At 72.1% G+C, this 22,437-nt stretch carries 21 protein-coding genes; 8 read left to right on the forward strand and 13 right to left on the reverse strand.

The window, feature by feature from the left end; all coding sequences use genetic code 11:
• Positions 1 to 32: 32 nt before the first annotated feature.
• Positions 33 to 401 carry a nuclear transport factor 2 family protein gene (locus tag J2S55_RS45480; RefSeq protein ID WP_306874464.1) on the reverse strand — a complete coding sequence of 123 codons (369 nt, stop codon included), beginning with the start codon at positions 399 to 401 and terminating at the stop codon, positions 33 to 35.
• A gap of 197 nt (positions 402 to 598) precedes the next feature.
• Positions 599 to 1,078, reverse strand: a complete 480-nt coding sequence (locus J2S55_RS45485; protein WP_306874467.1) for a MarR family winged helix-turn-helix transcriptional regulator — start codon at positions 1,076 to 1,078, stop codon at positions 599 to 601.
• 79 nt (positions 1,079 to 1,157) lie between these two features.
• Between J2S55_RS45485 and wrbA the strand changes: the two genes are divergently transcribed.
• Together wrbA and J2S55_RS45495 are read left to right on the forward strand one after the other, a co-directional pair.
• Complete coding sequence (gene wrbA / locus J2S55_RS45490; RefSeq protein ID WP_306874470.1) at positions 1,158 to 1,829, forward strand: NAD(P)H:quinone oxidoreductase; 672 nt, start codon at positions 1,158 to 1,160, stop codon at positions 1,827 to 1,829.
• Between the two features lie 25 nt (positions 1,830 to 1,854).
• Positions 1,855 to 3,282: an MFS transporter gene (locus J2S55_RS45495; RefSeq protein WP_306874471.1), complete on the forward strand. Its 1,428-nt coding sequence runs from the start codon at positions 1,855 to 1,857 to the stop codon at positions 3,280 to 3,282.
• Here the strand turns inward: J2S55_RS45495 and J2S55_RS45500 are convergent.
• The gene (locus tag J2S55_RS45500) at positions 3,279 to 3,728 is read right to left on the reverse strand and encodes a MarR family winged helix-turn-helix transcriptional regulator (RefSeq protein WP_306874474.1); all 450 of its coding nucleotides are present in this window, start codon (positions 3,726 to 3,728) and stop codon (positions 3,279 to 3,281) included. The genes J2S55_RS45495 and J2S55_RS45500 overlap by 4 nt on opposite strands.
• 51 nt (positions 3,729 to 3,779) lie before the next feature.
• Here J2S55_RS45500 and J2S55_RS45505 point away from each other — a divergent pair, with 51 nt between their 5' ends.
• From J2S55_RS45505 to J2S55_RS45515, 3 genes are all read left to right on the forward strand, one after another.
• The gene (locus J2S55_RS45505; protein WP_306874477.1) at positions 3,780 to 4,193 is read left to right on the forward strand and encodes a RidA family protein; all 414 of its coding nucleotides are present in this window, start codon (positions 3,780 to 3,782) and stop codon (positions 4,191 to 4,193) included.
• Between the two features lie 3 nt (positions 4,194 to 4,196).
• A complete protein-coding gene (locus J2S55_RS45510) occupies positions 4,197 to 4,508 on the forward strand; it encodes an OmpA family protein (RefSeq protein ID WP_306874480.1) in 312 nt (103 codons plus the stop codon).
• Positions 4,509 to 4,672: 164 nt separating this feature from the next.
• A complete protein-coding gene (locus tag J2S55_RS45515) occupies positions 4,673 to 6,250 on the forward strand; it encodes a lectin (protein WP_306874483.1) in 1,578 nt (525 codons plus the stop codon).
• 220 nt (positions 6,251 to 6,470) lie between these two features.
• Here the strand turns inward: J2S55_RS45515 and J2S55_RS45520 are convergent, their stop codons facing one another.
• The 4 genes from J2S55_RS45520 to J2S55_RS45535 all read right to left on the reverse strand — a co-directional run bounded on the left by J2S55_RS45520 (position 6,471) and on the right by J2S55_RS45535 (position 9,925).
• Complete coding sequence (locus J2S55_RS45520) at positions 6,471 to 6,872, reverse strand: DUF6355 family natural product biosynthesis protein (protein ID WP_306874487.1); 402 nt, start codon at positions 6,870 to 6,872, stop codon at positions 6,471 to 6,473.
• Between the two features lie 130 nt (positions 6,873 to 7,002).
• Positions 7,003 to 7,782: an ATP-binding cassette domain-containing protein gene (locus J2S55_RS45525; protein WP_306875890.1), complete on the reverse strand. Its 780-nt coding sequence runs from the start codon at positions 7,780 to 7,782 to the stop codon at positions 7,003 to 7,005.
• Between the two features lie 131 nt (positions 7,783 to 7,913).
• Positions 7,914 to 8,942 carry an ABC transporter permease gene (locus J2S55_RS45530; protein ID WP_306874490.1) on the reverse strand — a complete coding sequence of 343 codons (1,029 nt, stop codon included), beginning with the start codon at positions 8,940 to 8,942 and terminating at the stop codon, positions 7,914 to 7,916.
• Positions 8,939 to 9,925, reverse strand: coding sequence for a sugar ABC transporter substrate-binding protein (locus J2S55_RS45535; protein WP_306874493.1), 987 nt, complete (start codon positions 9,923 to 9,925; stop codon positions 8,939 to 8,941). Before J2S55_RS45535 ends, J2S55_RS45530 begins: the two co-directional genes overlap by 4 nt.
• Positions 9,926 to 10,328: 403 nt before the next feature.
• On the opposite strand from J2S55_RS45535, the gene J2S55_RS45540 reads away from it, so the two are divergent.
• The gene (locus J2S55_RS45540) at positions 10,329 to 11,315 is read left to right on the forward strand and encodes a sulfotransferase family protein (protein ID WP_306874496.1); all 987 of its coding nucleotides are present in this window, start codon (positions 10,329 to 10,331) and stop codon (positions 11,313 to 11,315) included.
• Between the two features lie 127 nt (positions 11,316 to 11,442).
• Here the strand turns inward: J2S55_RS45540 and J2S55_RS45545 are convergent, their stop codons facing one another.
• The gene (locus J2S55_RS45545; protein ID WP_306874499.1) at positions 11,443 to 12,336 is read right to left on the reverse strand and encodes a hypothetical protein; all 894 of its coding nucleotides are present in this window, start codon (positions 12,334 to 12,336) and stop codon (positions 11,443 to 11,445) included.
• A 162-nt stretch (positions 12,337 to 12,498) separates the two neighbouring features.
• A complete protein-coding gene (locus tag J2S55_RS45550) occupies positions 12,499 to 13,821 on the reverse strand; it encodes a lanthionine synthetase LanC family protein (RefSeq protein ID WP_306874501.1) in 1,323 nt (440 codons plus the stop codon).
• A gap of 229 nt (positions 13,822 to 14,050) precedes the next feature.
• Here J2S55_RS45550 and J2S55_RS45555 point away from each other — a divergent pair, with 229 nt between their 5' ends.
• Together J2S55_RS45555 and J2S55_RS45560 are read left to right on the forward strand one after the other, a co-directional pair.
• Entirely contained in the window at positions 14,051 to 14,791 is a 741-nt protein-coding gene (locus J2S55_RS45555) for a GntR family transcriptional regulator (RefSeq protein ID WP_306874503.1), read from the forward strand.
• Positions 14,792 to 14,968: 177 nt separating this feature from the next.
• Entirely contained in the window at positions 14,969 to 17,257 is a 2,289-nt protein-coding gene (locus tag J2S55_RS45560; RefSeq protein ID WP_306874506.1) for a helix-turn-helix transcriptional regulator, read from the forward strand.
• Positions 17,258 to 17,346: 89 nt separating this feature from the next.
• Here J2S55_RS45560 and J2S55_RS45565 read toward each other — a convergent pair whose 3' ends face one another.
• From J2S55_RS45565 to J2S55_RS45580, 4 genes are read right to left on the reverse strand one after another with little or no spacing between them, the layout of a single operon-like run.
• Entirely contained in the window at positions 17,347 to 18,993 is a 1,647-nt protein-coding gene (locus J2S55_RS45565) for an FAD-dependent oxidoreductase (protein WP_306874509.1), read from the reverse strand.
• 1 nt (position 18,994) lies between these two features.
• Positions 18,995 to 19,441, reverse strand: a complete 447-nt coding sequence (gene trxA / locus J2S55_RS45570) for a thioredoxin (RefSeq protein WP_306874512.1) — start codon at positions 19,439 to 19,441, stop codon at positions 18,995 to 18,997.
• Between the two features lie 12 nt (positions 19,442 to 19,453).
• Positions 19,454 to 22,060: an ATP-dependent chaperone ClpB gene (gene clpB / locus J2S55_RS45575; RefSeq protein WP_306874515.1), complete on the reverse strand. Its 2,607-nt coding sequence runs from the start codon at positions 22,058 to 22,060 to the stop codon at positions 19,454 to 19,456.
• A complete protein-coding gene (locus J2S55_RS45580) occupies positions 22,051 to 22,371 on the reverse strand; it encodes a chaperone modulator CbpM (RefSeq protein ID WP_306874518.1) in 321 nt (106 codons plus the stop codon). The genes clpB and J2S55_RS45580 overlap by 10 nt, the downstream gene beginning before the upstream one ends.
• Positions 22,372 to 22,437 lie beyond the last annotated feature (66 nt).

The raw sequence follows: 22,437 nt of genomic DNA on the forward strand, positions 1-22,437 counted from the left end.
AGCAGGCCCTGCCGCTTCAGGATATCCGCAGGTCAGATCGTGTTCTCATGGATGTGCACGATGAGCCACTCCCCCTCGACGAGCCGCAGCACCGCGGTGGTCCGCACGATCTCCGGCTCGCCCTCGGCGAAGTCCACACGGAGCAGGTAGCGGGCCAGGGCCGTCTCCCCCCAGACGTCGACGACCTCGTCGTGGGCGCGCACCCCGGTCTCCTGCGGGCCGTCGGCGGGCCGGGCGTCCCGGACCTTGTCCAGCTGCGCCAGGCTGGTGATCAGCGCGGGGTCCGCCGAGTCCCAGATCGTCGCCTCCGGGTGCAGCAGCCGGTCGATCCCGGCCCGGTCACCACGCCCGTAGGCGTCGTACATCGCGGTGATGACCGCCCAGGCGGCTTCGCGTGCCACTTTCACGTCTCCCTTGCAGAGTGGTTGTCTTCATACGGTATGGGGATACCGGAGCACCCCCTGCCCTTTACAAAGTAGATCCATCGTAGGAGGTCCGGCACCCGGGCGGCTCCACGCGACGCCCGCCGACGCCCGCCGATGCCTGCCGGCGCAGACAGCTCGCCAACACCCTCCGCCGTTCCCGCACCCCGAACGGCTCAGGACTCACCCGTCTGGACCGTGCCGGCGACCGTGCGGGGGGCGGGGCGCCTGGTGTCTACGTTGCCGGTCAAGGTCTTGAGGACGCCGGGTAGTTCCGCCACCGTTTCGGCGGGCAGGCCGGTCACGGTCTCCTCCGCCAGGGCGCACCACAGCTGCTTGACCTGGTCGGCGAGCGCCTTGCCGCTGTCGGTGAGTTCGACGACGCTGGCGCGCTTGTCGGAGGGGGCGGGTCCGCGGCGGATGTGGCCGGCGGCTTCGAGCTTGCGCGTCATGAGCGTGACGCTGGGCGGCTCGCAGCCGAGCGCCTCGCTGAGCTGGGCCTGGATCATCGGGCCGGTCCGGGCGAGTTCGAGCAGGAGCGCCTCCTGCCCGGGGTGCAGGCCGAGCGGGGCCAGCAGCGTGGCGGCCCTGGCCCGGTGGCGCAGGCTCAGCAGGCGGATGGCCTGGTTGAGGGCGTCGGCTTGCTCGAAGTCCATGGGCTCTCCTTGACCAGATTAGTTATGTGCGTAATATTTATCCGCGTAACTAATCTTACATGACATCGAGGGAGCCGATATGACCGCGAAGGTCGCCGTCATCTACTACAGCGCGACAGGCAGTGTGCACGCACTCGCGCAGGCCGTCGCCGAGGGCGCCGCCTCGGCCGGGGCCGAGGTGCGGCTGCGGCGGGTCGCCGAACTGGCGTCCGACAGCGCGATCGCCCAGAACCCGCAGTGGCGGCGGCACGTCGACGCCACCACGTCGATCACTCAGGCCTCGGTCGAGGACCTGGCGTGGGCCGACGCGTTCGCGTTCGGGACGCCGACGCGGTTCGGCGCGCCGGCCGCGCAGCTCAAGCAGTTCATCGACCAGGCCGGCGGGCTGTGGCAGGAAGGGGGACTGGCCGACAAGCCGGTGACGGCATTCACCTCGGCGTTCAACCGGCACGGCGGCAGCGAGGCCACGATCTTGTCGCTGGGCAATGTCTTCTACCACTGGGGGGCACTGATCGTCCCGCCCGGATTCACCGATCCGGCTGTGTACGCCGCCGGCGGCAACCCCTACGGCACGTCGTTCGTGACCGGCCCGACCGGAGACGGCCCGGACGCCGCGGCACTGGAGGCGGCCAGGTACCAGGGACGGCGGCTGGCCCGGATCACGATCCGGCTGCTGGGGGACGGCCGCGCCGCCGCGGACGACGGGAACCCCCGCGAAGCCATGGCCGGGACAACCTCCCGCACCGCGTGAGCGGCGGATCGACAAGGAGGAAGTCATGACAAGCACCAGCACCGCACCCCAGCGGGCCAGGCCGCACGCCGGCCCCGCCTGGCTGGTCCTGTCGCTGGCGTGTGCCTGCCAGTTCATGGTGATCCTGGACGCGTCCATCGTCAACGTCGCCCTGCCCTCGGTCCGCGAGGACCTCGGCTTCACACCGACCGGCCTGGCCTGGGTGGTGAACGGCTACCTGCTCGCCTTCGCCGGCTTCATGCTGCTGGGCGGCCGCGCCACCGACCTGGCCGGCCCGCGCCGGATGCTGGCCGCCGGGCTGCTGTTGTTCTCCGCCTCGAGTCTGGTCGGCGGCCTGGCGACCACTCCGGAGGTCCTGGTGGCGGCCCGCGTCGCGCAGGGCGTCGGAGCGGCCATGATGGCCCCGGCGACGCTGGCCGTGATCAACACCTTCTTCACCGAGCCGGGCGCGCGCGCCAGGGCGTTCGGCGCGTGGTCCGCCTCGGGCGGTGTGGGCGGGATGGCCGGCGCGGTCGCGGGCGGTGCCCTCACAACCGGCCTGTCGTGGCGGTGGGTCTTCCTCATCAACGTGCCGATCGGCGCGGTGCTGATCGTGGTGGCCGTGATGTCGCTGGCCGGCGCGCGGACCGGCCGGCGGGGATCGCTCGACCTCACCGGCGCGGTCACGGGGACGGCGGGGCTGGCCGCGCTGATCTACGGGGTCATGCAGAGCGCCGATCACGGCTGGTCGTCCGGGCTGGTCGTCGGGCCAGTGGTGGCGGGCCTGCTCCTGCTCACCGTCTTCACCGTGGTGGAGGCGCGTTTCGCCGCCCAGCCGATGATGCCCCTGCGGCTGTTCCGGATCCGTGGGGTGGCCGTCGGCAACGGCATGCTGCTGCTGTTCGGCGCGATCACCATCGCGATGTGGTACTTCACCTCGCTCTTCCTGCAGAACGTGCTCGGCTTCAGCGCGCTTCAGGCCGGGCTCGGGCAGACACCCGCGGCAGTGATGTTCATGGTGGTCGCGCGATGGGCCGCCGCCCTGCTGCCGCGGACCGGCGTGCGGCCCCTGGTGCTGGCCGGCAGCGCCTGTTTCCTGGCCGGTTTCGGCTGGCTCTCCCTGGCCCACGCCGACAGCGGCTACGTCACCAGCGTGCTCGGTCCTACGCTGCTCGTCGCGGTCGGCATCGGCCTGACCTTCCCCACCCTCATGGCCGCGGCGACCGCCGACGTTCCCGAGGGCGACGCGGGGATCATCGGCGGCCTGGCCAACACCGCCGGCCAGGTGGGCGGGTCGATCGGCCTGGCGGTGCTCGCGACGGCCGCCGGCGCCAGAGCCGCGTCGGAGGCCGGCGGGAGTTCCCCGGCCGACGCCCTCGCCGCCGGCTACGGCCTGGTCTTCCTCATGGCGGCCGGGCTCGGCCTGGCCATCGCGGCGGTCAGCCTGCTGCTGCCGCGGCACCGGCGCGGCTAACGCGGATCGGTCCCGCTGACGATCTCCTCGCGGGTGAGCCGCGACAGCGTCCGTACGGCGCGCAGGAAGCTCTCGCGCTCACCCTCGGGCAGCCGGGCGAGCAGGCGGTCCTCGTTGGCCTGGATGCCGGCCCGTACCGATCGGCAGACCTCGCCGCCCCGAGCGGTGATCGCGAGGACGCGTGCCCGCCGGTCCCGGGGGTCGGGATCGCGGGTGATGAGCCCCGCCTCCTGCAGCCTGTCGAGGGTGCTGATGATACGGGTCTTGTCGGCGCCGATCGCCTCCGCCAGAGCGGCCTGGGTGCGCACGGCGTTGTCCTCAAGGGCGGCGAGCACCGCGTACGCCCACATGGAGATCCCGTGCGCGGCCAGCACGGGCTGCTCGGCGGCGATGAGCGACTGCACCAGGGGGTGGAGCATCGCGGCGAGGTCGCGACGGTCTGTCATGGAGTAATTATATGCGTTGACAGATTATAAGCCAATGTAGATCATATGCGCATGCCTACTAATTCTGGCGTCCGCCTGATCCGCGAAAGCCGCCTCACACAGGCGGTCGACTACGCCTACGCCGCCGTCGCGGACGCGCCCGTGCGCTCCATCTGGGTGGCCGGTGCGTGCCCCCTCGACCTCGACGGCAACACCGTCGCCGTCGGCGACTACGCCGGCCAGACCCACCAGGTGATGCGCAACCTCGTGACCGCCCTGGAGGACGCCGGCGCGTCACTGACCGACGTCGCCAAGACCACCGTGTACGTGGCCTCCTCCCGCCAGGCCGACCTGGTCGCCGCCTGGGAGGTCTACCGCGAGTACATGGGCGGGCACGACGTGCCCAGCACGCTGCTCGGCGTCGCCGCCCTCGGCTACAAGGACCAACTGGTCGAGGTCGAGGCCACGGCGGTGATTCCCGGCTGATGGATGCCTGACCGGATCCTGCGGGCCTCCGGCACCGACGCCGTCAACGACCCGCTGTCGCAGCGCCGCGCCCAGGCGGTACAGAGCGCCCTGGCGGCATTGCTGACACGTGGGGGCGTGCGATTCCAGGCTCGCGGGTACGGCTCCCGCCGCCCCCTGTACGGCAACGACACCGACGAGGGCAAGCGCCGCAACCGCCCGGTGAACGTCACCTTCACCAAGCCCCGACCCAAGTCCGAGCAGGCGGACCCGGCCGAGGACCTCGCGCGGACGCTCGCGCCGGAGGCGGGCGAGCTCGAGGTGCCGGTCCGGTGACGAGCGGTCATCCGGCACCGGGCGGCCAGCAGGGGCCACATATAGCAACAAAAGCGCCCACAACTCCATTGACTCGTGTGGTATTCAGGCGCACCATCCTGATGGATCTCGATGGCTTGTGTTTGATTCTGGATCATCCGGATGACCCACCCGCGAGGAGTCAGATGCGTAGGATCCTGCGATGGACGCTGGCGGCGGTGCTGGCCTCCGGCTCTCTGATCGCGGTCGACGGTGCGACGTCGCCCGCCACGGCGCTGGACAACGGGCTGGCCCGTACGCCCCCGATGGGATGGAACGACTGGAACAGCTTCGGCTGCGACGTCGGCGAGTCGCTCATCCGGCAGACCGCGGACACCATGGTCTCCAGCGGCATGGCGGCCGCGGGCTACAAGTACGTCAACATCGACGACTGCTGGTCGACCCGGTCCCGCAACGCCGACGGCGACCTGGTGGCGGACCCGGCGAAGTTCCCCAGCGGCATCAAGGCCCTGGCCGACTACGTCCACTCCAAGGGGTTGAAGCTCGGCATCTACTCCTCGGCCGGCCTCACGACCTGCGCGGGGTATCCGGCCAGCCTCGGCAACGAGCAGCGGGACGCGGCGCTGTGGGCGTCGTGGGGGATCGACTACCTGAAGTACGACAACTGCGGCGACCACCAGGGCAAGAACGGGCAGCAGCGGTACACCGCCATGCGTGACGCGCTGGCGGCCACCGGGCGCCCGATCGTGTACAGCCTGTGCAACTGGGGGGAGGAGAGCGTCTGGACCTGGGGGATGTCGACGGGCAACCTCTGGCGCACGACGGGCGACATCCAGGCGGACTGGGGCTCCGTCACGAGCATCCTGGACCAGCAGGTCGGGCTCGAGGCGTACTCGGGACCGGGCGGCTGGAACGACCCCGACATGCTGGAGGTCGGTGTCGGCTCGATGACGGCGACCGAGTCGCGGGCCCACTTCAGCCTCTGGGCGCTGCTGAACGCGCCGCTCATCGCGGGCAACGACATCCGCTCGATGAGCGCCGAGACCCGCACGATCCTCACCAACACCGAGGTCATCGCCGTCAACCAGGACTGGGGCGGCAAGCAGGGCCACAAGATCAGCGACAACGGCGGCCTCGAGGTGTGGCGCAAGCCGATGTCGGACGACTCGGTCGCGGTCGTGCTGCTCAACCGGGGCAACTCCACGGCGACGGTGTCCACCACCGCCGCCGCCATCGGGCTCGGCTCCGCCTCCTCCTACTCCGTGCGCGACCTGTGGGCGCACACGACCGGCTCCTCGCCGGGGACGATCAGCGCGTCGGTGCCCGCCCACGGGGCCCAGATGTACGTCGTGACCGGAGGGGGCATCACCGAGCCGACCACGAGCGCGCTCAAGAGTCTGAGCTCGGCCCGGTGCCTGGACGTGACGGGTGCCTCGCAGACCAACGGCACGCGGACGGAGATCTGGGACTGCAACGGCCAGGCCAATCAGAAGTGGACGCTGACCGGCGCGGGCGAGCTGCGGGTGTACGGGAACAAGTGCCTGGATGTGTACGACCAGGGCACGGCCGACGGCACTAATGTGATCATCTGGGACTGCAACGGACAGAACAACCAGAAGTGGAGTTTGAACAGCGACGGCTCCATCACCGCGGTGGGTGCCGGCAAGTGCCTGGACGTGTACGCCAACGGCACCGCCAACGGCACCAAGGTCATCATCTGGACCTGCCACGGCCAGGCCAACCAGCGCTGGACCCGCGTCTGACCCACCGTGTCCACCGTCGCCGGGGCGCCCGCGGTGCCCCGGCGACGAGTGACCGCCGGCCTGCCGCTCATCATCGGATTGACGCCCGTCCCCACCAGAGGCTCTGCGTCCCTCGGCAACGACACCGGACCGTCACGAGGCCGCGATGCGCTGGAGATCGGTGGCTGACATGCGATCAGTCTATGGATCGAGCCACCCTGGAGTGATCGTGGAGAGAGCCTCAGTGAGGGGTGTGCCCCGTCCGGTCGCCCCGGCGGCACCCTGCTCCACCGATGTAGTACGCGTTCAGTATGTTGCCGTAAAAACCCAGGAGTGTGTTTCCGGGGCCGACGCACAGGTGGTAGTCGTTCGTACTACCGCCCCCACTGACGTCGACATGCACGAGAATGGTCGTCGGCCCGCAATGGCCGTATACGGCGAATCGCGTCTGTCTTACCTGATTGACGAAGAATCCGCACCGGGGAGCGTCCGCGCTTTCCTGCCGGGCCGCCGGGCCGTTCGCCGACGCGGCGTGGGCCGGACTCGCGGACGTCGCCATCATGCCCGCGACGAGCACGGCCGAGGCCACCGCGGAGACGGCCCGCAGTCGTGACTGATCAATGGTGGAAGCCAGGAGCGCCATGGATTCGAATGTACGCGAGAGTTTCCGGATGCGCGGAGAATTCCGACCATAATAATTCCGCGGATTGGGCCGATACAATTAGCTTTGCGGGGAATTATGAGATGGCTGCTGAACGCGAAAATCGAGATGGTCACCTCCGGGGCCGAGCAGGCCGGCCCAGCTCGTGGGCGAGCTGCTCCAGCTCTGCCCCGCCCGCCATCAGGGCGGTCAGCTCCTCTCGGGTGATGTCCGCCTTGCCGTACTCACCGAGGCTGGTCCCCCGGTTCAGCAGCAGGAACCGGTCGCCGATCGGGTAGGCGTGATGGGGGTTGTGGGTGATGAAGACGACCCCCAGGCCCCGGTCGCGGGCCTGGGCGATGTAGCGGAGCACCACCCCGGCCTGCTTGACCCCCAGGGCGGAGGTCGGCTCGTCCAGGATGAGCGCCCGGGCGCCGAAGTGGACGGCGCGGGCGATGGCCACGGACTGGCGCTCGCCGCCGGACAGGGTGCCCATCGGCTGGTCGACGTCGCGGATGTCGATGCCCATGGAGCGCAGCTCCTCGCGGACGGTGCGCCTGGCCCCGGCCACGTCGAAGCGGCGGAACGGACCCCGGCCGAGCCGCGGCTCGGCGCCGAGGAAGAAGTTCCGCCAGACCGACATCAGCGGGATCATCGCCAGGTCCTGGTAGACCGTGGCGATGCCCCGGTCCAGGGCGTCACGGGGGCTGGTGAAGGCGGCCGGCGCCCCGTCCACCAGATACTGCCCGGAGTCGGGTGCGTGGACGCCCGCCAGGATCTTGATCAGCGTGGATTTGCCCGCGCCGTTGTCGCCCAGGACGCAGGTCACCTCCCCCGCGCGCACCCGCATGGAGACCTCCCGCAGCGCGATCACGCCGCCGAACGTCTTGCCCGCGGAGCGGACCTCCAGCAGGCAGGGGGGCGGCTGCCCGGTGCCCTCCGCCCGCGCCGCATCCGCGCCGGAGGCGGCCGCCACGCCCTCGCCCGGCCCGCCGGGCGAGGGCCGCTCCGGGGTGGCGCCCGCGGGGGGCGCGCCGGTCCCGCTCAACGTCTCACCTCCTCCGCGTAGCGGCGGACGAGCCGGTTGGCGAGGGTCGCCAGCAGCAGCATCGCGCCGAGGAAGAACTTGAACCAGTCGGCGTCCCAGCCGGCGAACACGATGCCCTTGTCGGCCATGCCGAAGATCACCGCACCGATCGCGGCCCCGATCGCGGAGCCGTACCCGCCGGTCAGCAGGCACCCGCCGATCACCGCCGCGATGATGTAGACGAACTCCTGGCCGATGCCCGAGTTGGCCTGCACCGAGGTGAAGCGGAGCGCCATGACCGAGCCGACCAGCCAGGCGGCCCCCGCGGTCGTCATGAACAGGGCGATCTTCGTCCGTTCGGCGGGGACTCCGGCGGCGCGGGCGGCCTGGTCGTCACCGCCCACCGCGAAGATCCAGTTTCCGGCCCTGGTCCGCATGAGGACCCAGGTGGCCAGCGCGGTGACGCCCAGCCACCAGAGGATGGCCACCCGGAAGTCGGTCCCGGCCACCGGGACGGTCCCGGCCAGCACGGCGTGGGCGCTCTCGTAGCCCTCGGCTCTGCGGAGCCCGCCGACCTGGACGGTCCCGGTCAGTGCCTTGGTGACGCCCAGGTTGGCGCCCTGCAGCATCAGGAACGTGCCGAGCGTGACGATGAAGCTCGGCAGCTTGGTGCGGACCACGATCAGCCCGTTCAGGTAGCCGACCAGCAGGGCCGCCACGAGCGCGACGAGCATCGCCGTCCAGACCGCCAGGCCGTAGCGGGTGGCGAGGACGACCGTGATCAGGCCGGTGGTGCCGGTGAGCACCCCGGCCGACAGGTCGAACTCGCCGCCGATCATCAGCAGCGCGATCGCCACCGCCATGATGCCGAGGGTGGAGGCCGGATCCAGCCAGTTGGCCACGCCCTCGACCGAGCGGAACGTGGCCGACTGGCCGGCGAAGAACGTGAAGACCGCGACCGCGCCGACCACCGCGCCGAGCTCCGGCCGGAGCAGGAGCCGCCGGGCCGTCCCCGTCCGGGCGAGCCGCTCGTCGGCCACCGTCACCGGGTGCCGCTCTCGGCGAGCCTGGCCACCTGTCCGGCGTTGTCCTTGGTGACGAAACCGGGACCGGTGTTGACCGGCAGGCCGCCGCCGACGGTGTTGAGGTTGTCGCGGTAGAGGATCAGGAAGGTGATCGGCAGCCAGCCCTGGAGATACTGCTGCTGGTCGACCGCGAACAGGATCTCACCGTCCTTGACGGCGGTGACCACGTCGGCCGACAGGTCGAAGGTGGCGAGCTTGGCCTTGGAGCCGCCGTCGGCGATCGCGTCACGGGCGGCGATGGCGACGGCGGGGTTCAGGGTGAGCACGCCGTCGACGGAGGTGTCCGACTGGAGCCTGGCCTTGATCTTGGAGGTGGCGTCGGCGAGGTTCCCCACCTCGACCTGGAGCCGCTCGACCGTGCCGCCCAGGCCCTCGGCCGCCCCCTTGCAGCGCTGGTCGAGGCCCACGTTCCCGGCCTCGTGGATGACGCAGAGCAGTTTGCCGACGCCCTCGGCCTTGAGCCTGTCCCCCGCGCCCCGCCCGGCCACGTCCTCGGACTGGCCGACATGGGTGATCGCGCCGAACTCCCGGGACCTGTCCCCGCCGGAGTTGATCGTGATCACCGGGATCCCGGCGGCCACGGCCTTGCCGACGGCCTCCTTCAGCGCGTCCGGGTTGGCCATGGAGACCACGATGCCGTCGACCTTCTGGCTCACGGCCTGGTCGATGAGCTGGGACTGCCGCGCAGGGTCGCCGTCACCCTGGTAGCTCACCGTGACGCCGTACCGCTTGGCCGCGGCCTCGGCGCCGTTCTTCACCACGTCCCAGAAGGCGTCGCCCGCGCCCGCGTGGGTGATGACGGCGAAGGCGCCCGCCTCGGCCGCCGCCGGAGCCGAGGCGCCCGCCGGCTCGCCGCCGCTCTGCCCGGCCGGGCCGCCTGAGCAGCCGGTCAGGGCGGTCAGGCCCAGAGCGGCCGCGACGACCAGCCCTTTCGTCCACTTCATCGGTAACCTCCGTGCGTCGACTCGCCGGATCCCCCGTCCCTGGTTTGTAACCACCGCATTACCACGCTGTCAATGGTTTGTCGTGACATTAGGACCTGAGTTGACGATGTCGTCGCACCGGGGCCGCCGGCGGCGCGGGCCGTGCACCTGGGGCGGAGAAGCGGCGAGGGTATCCTGATGGTCCGCGGCGGGCCGAGGTCCCGGCCGCGAGGAGTGGCACGACGGTCAACTTCAGATCCGTGGAGCGGGGCGGCATCGCCGGCCTCCACGACCTTGACGCCGACGGCTGGAGCCCCGCCACCGACGCCCCCGGCGCCCGCCGATCACCCATCGCCGGGCCCTTGCTTTTGTCCTGGGAAGCCTATATTTTCCCCAATAAAAGTAGGAATTAAGGGGAATGACGATGCCGCTACCGGATTTCCTCACCATCGGCGCCCCCAAGGCCGGGACGACCGCGCTGCACGCGGCGCTGGCCCGCCACCCGGAGCTCTTCCTGTCGCCGGTGAAGGAGCCGAAGTTCTTCCTCACCGACGGCCCGCCGCCGACCGGGGGCGGGCCGGGCGACGCCCAGACCTACCGCGAGCACGTCTGGCGGCGCGCGGACTACGAGGCCCTGTTCGGCGCGGCGCCGCCGGACACGCTGAGGGGCGAGTCCACCCCGTTCTACCTGTACGACCTGGAGGCGCAGCGGCGCATCCGGGCCGCGATCCCCGAGGTCAGGCTGATCGTGGTGCTGCGTGACCCGGTGGAGCGGGCCCACTCCAACTGGACCCATCTGTGGTCGGCCGGGCTGGAACCGGTCGGCGACGTGGTGCGGGCGTGCGAGGAGGAGGAGCGGCGGATCAGGGCGGGCTGGGCGCCGTTCTGGCACTATCGCGGGCTCGGCCGGTACGGCGAGCAGCTGGCGCACCTGTACACCCTGTTCCCCCGCGAGCAGGTGCTGGTCTTCCGCTACCGCGACCTGGTCGACCGGCCCGCCGACACCCTGGACCGGATCTGCCGCTTCCTCGGCGTCGAGACCGGCGTCGTCACCGAGGTGCCCCGGGAGAACGTCACCGCCCACCCCGAGCCGACGCGGGGCCACCGGCTGCTGTCCCGGGCGCTGCGGACCGGGGCGGCGGTCGGCCGGTTCCTCCCGGCGCGGGCGAGCGTGGCGCTGACCGACCCGCTGGAGCGGCGGCTGCAGCAGCGGGCCCGCTCCCGCCGGCCCCTCACCTGGGAGCAGCGGGAGCGGCTGATCGGCTACTTCGCCGAGGACGTGGCGCTGCTGCAGGAGACGACCGGCGAGGACTTCAGCGACTGGCTACGCCCCCGTGAGCGCTCCGGCGGCCTGGTGGGCACCCGCCCCAACGGCCAGCGCCAGGCCCGCAACGGGCGGCCGCAGACATAGGCGCGGCGGCCCGGGGGCGGGCAGGGACGGACGCGCGACGCGGCATGGCGTGGGACCGGCCCTCCGCGCGGGCCGGGCCGCCCCGGGCGGCTGCGGACCGGAGCGGCCCGGCCCCGCCGCCTCGGGGTCAGCGCAGCTCGGTGCGGAGCTCGTGGGCCCCGTCCGGGCGGGTGTACTCGTAGTAGAGCCGCCGTCCCCCCTCCGGCAGGTCCACGATGTCCAGATAGCGCAGGCCGCCGCCGGCGTGCGGCGAGAACGCGGCGGGGCCGTCCCCGGCCGGGGCCAGCTCGGCCGGGTCGGTGCCCACCGCCACGCCGGTCTTCTCCTCGTAGTTCTCCGCCGCCGTGGCCCGGCCGTCGTAGAAGGCGACGATCCCGTCGTCCAGGAAACGGACCGCGGCGATCCGCGTGCCCCTGGCGTCCCAGGCGCCGGGCCGGCCGCTGAGCGCGGTGCCCTGCCAGATCCACTCGAGCCCGTCGGCGCTGGTGGCGTAGTCGCTGACCATCTGGTCGGCCTCCTCGGCCTCGGCCAGCGGGTGGCAGGAGGCCCACAGGTGCCACACGTCGCCCCGCCGTACGATCACCGGGTCCTTGACGCCGGTCTTGGGATCTCCGGGGAGCACGGTCCGGCGGCGCCGGGGGTCGAACCCGGCCGGGTCGCCGGCCTCCAGCACCTCCACCCGCCAGTGCTTGCTCCCATGGGTGGCGCAGCTCAGGTAGAGCCGCCAGCGCCCCTCGGGGGTGCGGACCAGGGTGGGACGCTCCAGCGACTCGGCGTCCATCTCCTGCCTGTCTATCGTGAGCAGGGGCTCGAACCGCTCACCGTCCGCCGACCGGGCGACGACGACAGCGTAGCCACGCCCTTCCCCGACCGGGCGGCGCAGCCGGTAGGCCAGGTAGATCACTCCGTCGCCCGCCACCGCGCTCGGGGCGCCCGCCCAGTGGCCCGCGCCCGGCACGGCGGGCTCGACCGCCACCACCGAACGCTCCGGGTCGGGAAGAAAGTCGTCAAGGGTCAACACGGCACCGACGGTAGGCAAGGTCTGCGTGGTAGTCATGGAGGATCACCAATCGTGGTCACGAGTTTGATCGCCTTTTGGCGGTCGCATGGCTCAGGTCGCCGAGGGTCCCGGCCCGCGACCGCCCGCGGCGCCGGCCTCCCCGGCGGGACGTTCCCATGGCGCTCAGGAGTGGCGGAGCGTCGCGGCGGGCAGCGGGATGGCCGGGAACGGGTTGTCGGGGGGCAGCATGAGCCGCCGGATCTCCTGCGGGCGGGTGGTGGCGTCCAGGTGGAGCAGGGCGGCCCCGATCCCCGCCGCGCCGACCATGTATCCCGTGTCGGCGGTGACCTCCCAGGGCCGCAGCCGGCGATAGGCCTGATACCACCGCCAACCCCGCCCGTCGTGCCGGGTGGCCCGGCCGATGAGGTCCGTCCCCAGCTCGTGGGCGAACTCCAGGTGGGTCTGGCGGCCGGTCGCCGCCCAGAGCCCGACGAACAGCTCCACCAGGCCGGCCGCGCCGCAGCACTGACAGGCCACGTTCCAGTAGCCGTCCGTCCGGCGGCCCGGGGTGCCGCTGCGGACGATCCCCCGGGCCAGCCGCTCCACCCAGTCGAGGTCCCCGGCGTCGCCCGCCACCCGGTACAGCTCGTAGAACATCCGCGCGACCCCGGCCGATCCCGAGCAGAACCCCAGATAGTGCAGGTCGCGGCCCTGCGGGATGTGGTGCGGGACCATCGCGCACCGGTCCGTCACGACGCTGATCGCGCGGACGAAGTCGGACCCCCTCCTGGCGGCCTTCAGGAAGCCGCTCTGCCCGGTCAGGCCGTACAGGCGGGCGAGCAGGAAGGCGGTGCCCGCCGTGCCGGACAGGAAACCGGGCGTGACCGCGTCCAGCGGCAGGTCGGCGCAGGCGCCGTCGCCGAACCGGTGGCCGGGGACGGCGAGGTCGGCGATGCGCGTGCCCGCCTCGACGGCGATCTCCTGGTAGGCGGGGACGCCCAGGATGCCGGCGGCGTGCAGGAGCCCCAGGATGATCCCGCCGTCGCCGCGCTGCGCGGGGTCGCCGGTCCAGCCGAGCCCTCCGTCGACGGGACGGGCGCTGCGCACGATGTGGTCGGCGACGGCCCCGGCCTCCGCCTCGAAGGAGCTCTCGCCGGTGGCCCACCCCGCCTCGGCGAGGGCGAACATCACTCCCGCCAGACCGTGGTGGAGGGAGAGGTCGGCCTGCTCCCGCCAGGTGGCGGCGAGGTAGCGGGCCCCGGCCACGGCGTCGTCGAAGTAGCCCTCGTCCCCGGTGGCGGCGGCGAGTTCGAGGAAGAACAGGACGATGCCGGCCGCCCCGGAGTACAGCGACAGCGGCTGGCCGGGCATGGCCGAGCGGCCTCGCGTGTCGGGGTTGGCCCGCCAGTGCCGCCCGTGTCCGTCGTCCACGGCCGCGGAGCGGATCCAGCGCGCGGCCCTGACCGCGGCGCTCAGCGGGGTCTCGGCCCCCGGTTCCGGGCTCATGGCGGCTCCTTCATGTGACCAGACCACCACTTTACCCCCATTTCCTACAGGATCAATAGGTAATATTGGTGTCCGCAGCGTCGGCGACGATCGCCCGAGCATACGGGCAGGTTACTACGCCGACCGGCGACCCGCCGGAGCAACGGCACATCCGGAGCGTTGGGCATGATTTGTCATGACATTCTGATGTCCGCTAGCCTGATCACGGAGCGTATCCACGGGAGGGCAGATGACCGCGAAGCTCGCCATCGATCTGGACCGGTCCAGCCCGGTGCCACTCTACTTCCAAGTGGCCGAGCAGATCTCCGAGGCCATCCAGCGAGGCGACCTGCCGCCCGGATCCAGGCTCGACAACGAGATCCTGCTCGCCGACCGGCTCGGCCTGTCCCGGCCGACCATCCGCCAGGCGATCCAATACCTCGTCGACAAGGGCCTGCTGGTGCGCAAGCGGGGCGTCGGCACCCAGGTCGTGCACGGCCAGGTCAAGCGCTCGGTCGAGCTCACCAGCCTCTACGACGACCTGCGCAGGGCGGGCCAGGAGCCGGCCACCCGGGTGCTGGCCCTGGAGTCCGGGCCCGTGGACGAGAAGATCGCCGCCATCCTCGGCGTCGCCGCCGGCACCGAGGTGCTGCGGATGGAGCGGATCCGCTACGCCGCCGGGGAGCCGCTGGCCCTGCTGCACAACTGGCTGCCCGTCGGCCTGGCACCGCTGACCGCCGAGAGCCTCCAGGAGCGCGGGCTGTATGAGCTGCTCCGCTCCGCCGGGGTGCGGATGCGCGTGGCCAACCAGCGCATCGGGGCGCGCGCGGCCACCGCCACCGAGGCCCGGCTGCTCGACGAGCGGCGCGGCGCGCCCCTGCTCACGATGCTCCGCACCACCTACGACGACCAGGGCAGGGCCGTGGAACACGGCTCCCACGTCTACCGGGCCTCGCACTACTCCCTGGAGGTCACGCTCATCGAGCGCTGAGCCCTCGGAACGGTCCCGGGAGGGCGGGCCAGCCCCCTGACCGCCCTACAACGACAAAAATCCTGAAAAAGGTATCGACCTGGACAGTTGTTTAGGGTGTTTTGTCCTCTTGGGACGTGCCGGGAGGGAACGGCCGGGAAAGAGCTAGGCGTATGACCTCAAATACGGGGGACGCCGATGCGCGGCCGGGAGCCTGAGTGGGCGGCGATCCTCAAACTGCTGGGGACCGCCGCGGACACGACCGCGAACGTGGTGCTCGTGGAGGGCGAGCCCGGGATGGGCAAGAGCCTCCTGCTCGCCGAGGCGGCGACCGTCGCGGCCGCGCGGGGCACGGCGGTCGCGACCGGCCGGGCCGACGAGCTGGGACGGCTGACGCCGCTGGGACCGCTGTTGTCGGCCCTGGAGGAGTCACCGGCCCCCGTGGCCGTCACCAGGAGCGACTTCCCCGACGGGCCGGGCCTGCTGATGTGGCTGGCCGAGCGGGTGCGGGCCGCGCTGGAGAGACGGGCGAGGCCGGGACCGCTGCTGGTGACCCTGGACGACCTCCAGTGGGCCGACCCCGCCACGCTCATGGCCCTGCGGACGCTGCCGTCGCGGCTGGCCTCCCACCCGCTGGCGTGGCTGCTGGCCCGCCGTACCACCTCCGGCGGCGGCGACTCCGGCCTCCTGTTCGACCTGCTCGAACAGGAGGGGGCCACCCGGATCCTGCTGAGCCCGCTCGATGAGGAGACCGTGTCCGAGGTGGTCGCCGACACCCTGAACGCGGCCCCGGGAGAGGAGCTGGCGGAGCTGGCGGCGCAGGCGGGCGGGGACCCGTCCCTGCTGCTGGCGCTCCTCACCGGGCTGCGTGAGGAGAACGCCGTGCGGGTGGGCTCGGGCGTCGCCCTGCTGACCGGGACGGCGCTGCCCCGGCGCCTCCACGCCGCCGTCCGGCGGCGCCTGGACGAGGTGAGCGCCAGGACCAGGCACCTGCTGGAGGCGACCGCGCTGCTCGGCCGCTCGTTCTCCCCGGGGTACGCGGCCGAGATGCTCGGCCAGCCGCCCGCCGCGCTGCTCCCCTCCCTGGAGGAGGCGCTCGCGGCCGGCGTGCTCGTGGTCGCCTCCGACAAGCTGGCCTTCCGGAACGAGCTGGTGTGGCGGTCGATCGTCGACACGGTGCCCGCGCCGGTACGGCAGGCGCTGCGCCAGCAGATCGGGCAGGGCCCGCCGGCCCGTCGGCTCCCCCGGCACCAGCGCGCCGACGGCGCGGCCGCCGACACCCTCGTGCTGCTGTCCCTGCTCGCCTGGGACGAGGGCAGGCTCGCGCGCGGCCTGGAGCTGGCCCGCGAGGCCGTGGAGCTGCCCGGCAGCGGGCGCCACCCGCAGCCGCGGGCCGTCCTGACGACGATGCTGACCGACCTCTGGCTGCTCGACGAGGCGGAGACGGTGCTGGCCGGCGCCGTGGAGGAGGCCGCCGGGCAGCCCGAGTGGGCCGCCGAGATACCCGTCCTCCGCGCCCGCCTCGACCTCGCCGCCGGCCGGCTGGGCAGCGCGATCGAACAGGCCGAGGCCGGGCTGACCGCCGCCGGCAGCCTGGGCGTGCCGGTCCTCGTCTCCTCGGCCCTGTCGGTGCTCGGCACCGCCTCACTGCGGGCGGGCGACCTTCCCCGGGCGGTCAGGTATCTGGAGAGCGACCTGGCCAGGGGGGTGCGGGACGCGCCGCCGTACGCGCGGCTGCGCTCGGAGCTGACGGCCGGGCGGATCAGCGAGGCGCGCGGCGGCGCGGCGAGCGGGATGAGCTCGCTCAGCCAGGTCTACGACGCGCTGCCCAGGCACACCGGGGCGCTGACCAGCGACCCGACGGCGGCGGCGTGGCTGGTGCGGGTGGCGATGGCGGTGCGGGACGAGCGCCGGGCCGACGCCGTGGTGGACGCGGCCGAGGGCATCGCCTGGCGCAACCCCCGCCTGCCCAACCCCTCGGTGGCCGCCGCCCACGCGCGCGGCGTGCGCGAGCGCGATCCGGACGCGTTGGTCCGCGCCATGACCGAGCACACCGACCCGTGGGCCAGGGCCTCGGCCGCGGAGGACCTCGGCGTGCTGCTCGGCGCCGACGCCGGCGCCCGCGACCTGGCCGTCTCCAGCCTCAACAGCGCGCTGCTGTGCTACGGGTCGGTGGACGCGATCCGCGACGCGGCACGGGTGCGGGGCCGGCTGCGGGCGCTGGGCGAGCGGCGCCGCCACTGGGTCCGGACCGACCATCCCGTGTCGGGGTGGTCCAGCCTGACCGGCACCGAACGCGCGGTCTGCGATCTCGTCGCCCAGGGGGTGACCAACCGCCAGGCGGCCGAGCAGATGTTCATCAGCGAGCACACCGTCGCCTTCCACCTGCGCCAGGTCTTCCGCAAGCTCGGCATCCGCTCGCGTGTCGAGCTGGCCCGGCTCGCCGTGCAGGAGAGCGTCCGCCCGGACCGCCGCGGCGCCTCCTGACCGAGCCTCCGCCCGGACCCGCCCGGACCGCAGGGGCGGCCTCCTGAACGCCCCCCGGACCGCAGGCGGGTGCTCAGCATTCGCCCGGATCACCGGGACGCCTCCTGGACGCCCGCCCGGACCGCGGGCGCCTCCTGCCGGGCGAAGTGCTCGTGCACCAGCCGGACCGCCATGGAGCCCTCGCCCACCGCCGAGGCCACCCGCTTGACCGAGCGGCTCCTGACGTCGCCCACCGCGAAGACGCCCGGCAGGCTGGTCTCCAGGGGCAGGCCGTCGTCGAAGCCGGTGAGGACGAATCCCCTGTCGTCGAGGGCGATCTCGGGGGCGAGCCAGGTCGTGCAGGGGTCGGCCCCGATGAACACGAACATGGCCCGGGTGTCGATGCGCAGCCGCTCCCCGGTGCGGGTGTCCTCGGCGACGACGGCCTCCAGGACGTGGGGACCGGCCAGCTCGCGCACCTCGGTGCGGAGCATCACCTCCACCTTGGGATTGTTCTCGATCCGGTCGATGAGATAGCGCGACATGTCCTGGGCGAGGTCGTCCGCGCGGACGAGCAGGCGGACCGAGCCGGCGTGCCCGGCCAGGAAGATCGTCGCCTGCCCCGCCGAGTTGCCTCCGCCCACGACCACGACCGGCTCCCCCCGGCAGAACGCGACCTCGGCCAGGGTCGCGGCGTAGTAGACGCCGTTGCCCTCGAAGTCCTCCAGCCGTGGCACCCCGAGCTTGCGGTAGCGCGCTCCGGTGGCGATGACGATCGTGCGGCCCTCGACCGGCGGCTCGTCGCGCAGCCCCACGGTGTAGTGCCCGTCCCGCCGCTTGAGCGAGGTGGCCTCGGCGGGCACGCCGAGGTGCGCGCCGAACTTCTTGGCCTGGATGACGGCGCGCTCGGCGAGTTCGCCGCCGGAGATCCCCGTGGGGAAGCCGAGATAGTTCTCGATGCACGACGAGGTGCCCGCCTGGCCGCCGGCGGCGACCGCGTCGAGCACCACCGTGCGCAGTCCCTCCGACGCTCCGTACACCGCGGCGGCCAGGCCCGCGGGACCCGCTCCCACGACGACGAGGTCGAAGACGTCCTTCGGCGCCGACGGCACCGGCAGGCCGATCTCGCGGGCCAGCTCGGCGTTGCCGGGATTGCGCAGGACCTGCGTCCCGCCCAGGATCACCACGGGCGTCTCGTCCGGCGCTATGCCGAGATTGCGCACCAGCGCCTCGGCCTCCTCGTCCTCCTCCAGGTCGATCCACCGGTGCGGCAGCCGGTTGCGGGCGGCGAACTCCCGCAGCCGCCGGGTGTCCGGCGAGTAGCGGGAGCCGATGATCCTCAGGCCCGCCCCGCTGCTGATGAGCAGCGAGCGGCGGATCAGGAAGGCCCGCAGGATCAGGTTCCCCAGTTCCGGATCGTGGGCGACGATCTGGAGCAGGCGCCGGGTGGGGATCGCCAGGATCTCGCCCGCCTCGCAGACGACCGACGTCGTGAACGCCTTCTGGCCGACAAGCAGCCCGAGCTCGCCGAGGAAGCGGCCCGGCCCGTGGACCCGCACCACCCGTTCGTCCTGGATGACGGCCGCCTTGCCCGCCAGGACGACGAAGAGGTTTGGGCAGTCCTCGCCCTCGCGGAACAGGACGTCGCCTGGCCGGGTGGGCCACCGGACCCCGTGGGGTGCCAGCCTCGCGGTCTGCTCGTCGCTCAGCCGGGGGAAGGCCCCGTGGTGGTCGGGGGTCTCGGCGAAGGCGTCCATCTCAGCCGCCCTCCCGTCCCGCCGTCGCGATCGCCCCGTCCACCCAGGTGCGCAGCTCGGCGGCCGGAGCGGCGCCCGCCCGCTCGGCCACGACCCGCCCGCCGCTCATCACCATCAGGTAGGGGATGTTGCGGACGGTGAAGCGCTCGGCGAGCTTGGGCGAGCGGTCCACGTCGACTTTGACGAGTTTCACCGTGCCCGCGAGGTCCTCGGCGACCCGGTCGAGCGCCGGGCTGACCATCCGGCAGGGCCCGCACCACGCCGCCCAGAAGTCCACGATCACCGGGACCGGCGAGCCCTCGGCCACCTCGGCGAAGTCGTCGTCGCCGGCCTCGGCCAGCCACGGCAGTGGCCGGTGGCACCTGCCGCAGCGCGGAGCGCTCGGCGCGGCCGCTGGGACCCTGTTCTTCTGCCCGCAGTTCTTACATTGCACGATATTTGATGACATGCCCGCTTCTCCTCACTCGTAGGTGACGACGAGCTCGCCCTCGGCCAGTCCGACCCGGACCACGGCGCCGTCGTGCACGTCACCGGTGAGCAGCGCACGGCCGATGCGGGTCTCGACCTCCCTGGCGATGAAGCGGCGCAGCGGGCGCGCGCCGTACACCGGGTCGTATCCCCGCTCGGCGATGTACCGGCGCGCCGCTTCGGAGACCTCCAGCCGTATCCCCCGCTCGGCGAGCCGCACCCGCAGCTCGCCGAACATCAGCTCGACGATGTGCTCGATCTCCTGAGGGGTGAGCGGCTTGAAGATCACGATGTCGTCGACGCGGTTGAGGAACTCCGGCCGGAAGTGCGAGCGCAGCTCCGCCATGACCTGCTCCTGCGCGTCGTGCTTGATCTCCCCGCTCGACGTGACGCCTTCGAGCAGGTAGATCGAGCCGAGGTTGGAGGTCATGATCAGCACGGTGTTGCGGAAGTCGACGGTCCGGCCCTGGGCGTCGGTGAGCCGGCCGTCGTCCAGGACCTGCAGCAGCGTGTTGAAGACGTCGGGGTGCGCCTTCTCCACCTCGTCGAAGAGCACCACCGAGTACGGCTTGCGCCGTACGGCCTCGGTGAGCTGGCCGCCCTCGTCGTAGCCGACGTAGCCGGGAGGGGCGCCGACGAGACGGCTGACCGTGTGACGCTCCTGGTACTCGCTCATGTCGATGCGGATCATGTTGTCCTCGGTGTCGAACAGCGCCGCCGCGAGTGCCTTGGCCAGTTCGGTCTTGCCCACGCCGGTCGGCCCGAGGAAGATGAACGACCCGATCGGACGGCGCGGGTCCTTGATGCCGGAGCGGGCCCTGATGACGGCGTCGGCCACCAGCCGCACCGCCTCGTCCTGGCCGATCACCCGCTCGTGCAGGATCTTGTCCAGATGCAGGAGCTTCTCCCGCTCCCCCTCCTGCAGGCGACTCACCGGGATGCCCGTCCACCTGGAGACGATCATCGCGATCTCGTCCTCGGTCACGACCTCGCGCAGCAGCCGCCCGGCGCTCTGCTTGCTGCGCAGGCGTTCCTCCTCGGCACGCAGTCGCCGTTCGAGCTCGGGCAGCTTGCCGTGCCGCAGCTCGGCGGCGCGGTTGAGGTCGTAGTCGCGCTCGGCGCGCTCGGTCTCGGTACGCACCCGCTCGATCTCCTCGCGCAGGGCCTGGACGCTGCGCAGCACCTGCCGCTCGGCCTCCCACTGCGCCCGCATGGCGTCGGCCTCGGCCCGCAGGTCGGCGAGTTCCTTGCGCAGCTCCTCCAGGCGGGCCCTGCTCGCCTGGTCCTCCTCCTTGGCCAGCGCGGCCTCCTCGATCTCCAGCCGCATCACCCTGCGGGTGAGCTCGTCGAGCTCGGCGGGCATCGAGTCGATCTCGGTGCGGAGCATCGCGCAGGCCTCGTCCACCAGGTCGATGGCCTTGTCCGGCAGGAAGCGGTCGGAGATGTAGCGGTGGCTCAGCACGACGGCGGCCACCAGCGCCGCGTCCTGGATCGTCACCCCGTGGAAGACCTCCAGCCGCTCACGCAGGCCGCGCAGGATCGAGATGGCGTCCTCGACCGAGGGCTCGTCGACCATCACGGGCTGGAAGCGGCGCTCCAGGGCGGCGTCCTTCTCGATGTGCTTGCGGTACTCCTCCAGGGTCGTGGCCCCGATCATGTGCAGCTCGCCGCGGGCCAGCATGGGCTTGAGCATGTTGCCCGCGTCCATGGCGCCCTCGGCCGCGCCCGCGCCCACGACCGTGTGCAGCTCGTCGACGAACAGCAGGATCCGCCCCTCGGCGGCCACGACCTCGTTGAGCACCGCCTTGAGGCGCTCCTCGAACTCGCCCCGGTACTTCGCGCCGGCCACGAGGGCGCCCATGTCGAGGCTGAAGATCGTCTTGTCCCTCAGCCCCTCGGGCACGTCACCGTTGCTGATCCGCTGGGCGAGGCCCTCGACGATGGCGGTCTTGCCGACTCCGGGGTCGCCGACCAGGACCGGGTTGTTCTTGGTCTTGCGCGACAGGATCTGGATGACGCGGCGGATCTCGCTGTCGCGTCCGACGACCGGGTCGAGCTTGCCCGCGGCGGCGTCGGCGACCAGGTCCCGGCCGTACTTCGCCAGCGCCTCGTAGGCGACCTCGGGCATCGCCGAGGTGACCCGCTGGTGGCCGCGGACCGCGGTGAGCGCCTGGAGGAAGGCGTCCCTGCTTAGCCCCTGCTGGTGGAGCAGCCGTCCGGCGGAGCTCTCGCTGCCCTCCTCCAGCAGGGCGACGAGCAGGTGTTCCACCGAGACGTACTCGTCCTTGAGCCGGCCGGCCTCCCGCTTGGCCGCCTCCAGCAGGCGTGACAGGCGCTGGGTCACCCGGACCTGGCCGGGATCGACCCCGGGGCCGCCGACCCGGGGGCGGCGCCTCAGCTCGGCCTCCAGGTCGGCGACGAGCCGCTCCACGTCGACGTCGGACCTGAGGAGCAGACGAGGTATCAGGCCGTCCGGCTGATCCAGCAGCGCCAGCAGCAGGTGCTCCCCGTCGACGTCGGTGTGCCCGAAACGGAGCGCCTTGGTCTGCGCGTCGTGCAGCGCCTCCTGCGACTTCTGCGTCAGCTCGTTCACGTCCACTGCGGTCCTCCTGTAGTGCCTGTAGTGCCGGGACGGCTGCGCTGGGCCGCCTCCAGTTCCGCGATCCGGTCGAGCAGGTCCACCACGAGGCCGAGCGCGGCGTAGTTGAGCGCGAAACCGGCGCGCAGGCGCTGGATCCGGGCCATGGCGTACACCTGGGACAGCGGGAACCACAGGGCCCCGGCCGCGTCGCGCTGCGCGTCGAGCACGCCGAGGGTGACGAGACGGCGCACCAGGTCCGGGTGGGTCCCGGTGGCCCAGGCGAACGCCTCCAGGTCCAGGCGCCGGGGTCGGGTCAGTGCGTAACTCATCGCCGCCTCCACGGAACGGGCCGCCGGGACCTCACGGACGGCCGGGCCGGCACCGCCTCCGGAGCC

The sequence above is a fragment of the Streptosporangium brasiliense genome, from assembly GCF_030811595.1.
Lineage (GTDB): Bacteria > Actinomycetota > Actinomycetes > Streptosporangiales > Streptosporangiaceae > Streptosporangium > Streptosporangium brasiliense.

Excerpts from the sequence above, each read along its gene's own strand:
- wrbA (WP_306874470.1), top strand. The coding sequence starts at position 1,158 with ATGACCGCGAAGGTCGCCGTCATCTACTACAGCGCGACAGGCAGTGTG.
- J2S55_RS45495 (WP_306874471.1), top strand. The coding sequence starts at position 1,855 with ATGACAAGCACCAGCACCGCACCCCAGCGGGCCAGGCCGCACGCCGGC.
- trxA (WP_306874512.1), bottom strand. The coding sequence starts at position 19,441 with ATGTCATCAAATATCGTGCAATGTAAGAACTGCGGGCAGAAGAACAGG.
- J2S55_RS45550 (WP_306874501.1), bottom strand. The coding sequence starts at position 13,821 with ATGAGCCCGGAACCGGGGGCCGAGACCCCGCTGAGCGCCGCGGTCAGG.
- J2S55_RS45485 (WP_306874467.1), bottom strand. The coding sequence starts at position 1,078 with ATGGACTTCGAGCAAGCCGACGCCCTCAACCAGGCCATCCGCCTGCTG.
- J2S55_RS45535 (WP_306874493.1), bottom strand. The coding sequence starts at position 9,925 with ATGAAGTGGACGAAAGGGCTGGTCGTCGCGGCCGCTCTGGGCCTGACC.
- J2S55_RS45580 (WP_306874518.1), bottom strand. The coding sequence starts at position 22,371 with ATGAGTTACGCACTGACCCGACCCCGGCGCCTGGACCTGGAGGCGTTC.
- J2S55_RS45520 (WP_306874487.1), bottom strand. The coding sequence starts at position 6,872 with ATGGCGCTCCTGGCTTCCACCATTGATCAGTCACGACTGCGGGCCGTC.
- J2S55_RS45505 (WP_306874477.1), top strand. The coding sequence starts at position 3,780 with ATGCCTACTAATTCTGGCGTCCGCCTGATCCGCGAAAGCCGCCTCACA.
- J2S55_RS45510 (WP_306874480.1), top strand. The coding sequence starts at position 4,197 with ATGCCTGACCGGATCCTGCGGGCCTCCGGCACCGACGCCGTCAACGAC.
- J2S55_RS45565 (WP_306874509.1), bottom strand. The coding sequence starts at position 18,993 with ATGGACGCCTTCGCCGAGACCCCCGACCACCACGGGGCCTTCCCCCGG.
- J2S55_RS45515 (WP_306874483.1), top strand. The coding sequence starts at position 4,673 with ATGCGTAGGATCCTGCGATGGACGCTGGCGGCGGTGCTGGCCTCCGGC.
- J2S55_RS45560 (WP_306874506.1), top strand. The coding sequence starts at position 14,969 with ATGCGCGGCCGGGAGCCTGAGTGGGCGGCGATCCTCAAACTGCTGGGG.
- J2S55_RS45555 (WP_306874503.1), top strand. The coding sequence starts at position 14,051 with ATGACCGCGAAGCTCGCCATCGATCTGGACCGGTCCAGCCCGGTGCCA.
- J2S55_RS45540 (WP_306874496.1), top strand. The coding sequence starts at position 10,329 with ATGCCGCTACCGGATTTCCTCACCATCGGCGCCCCCAAGGCCGGGACG.
- J2S55_RS45500 (WP_306874474.1), bottom strand. The coding sequence starts at position 3,728 with ATGACAGACCGTCGCGACCTCGCCGCGATGCTCCACCCCCTGGTGCAG.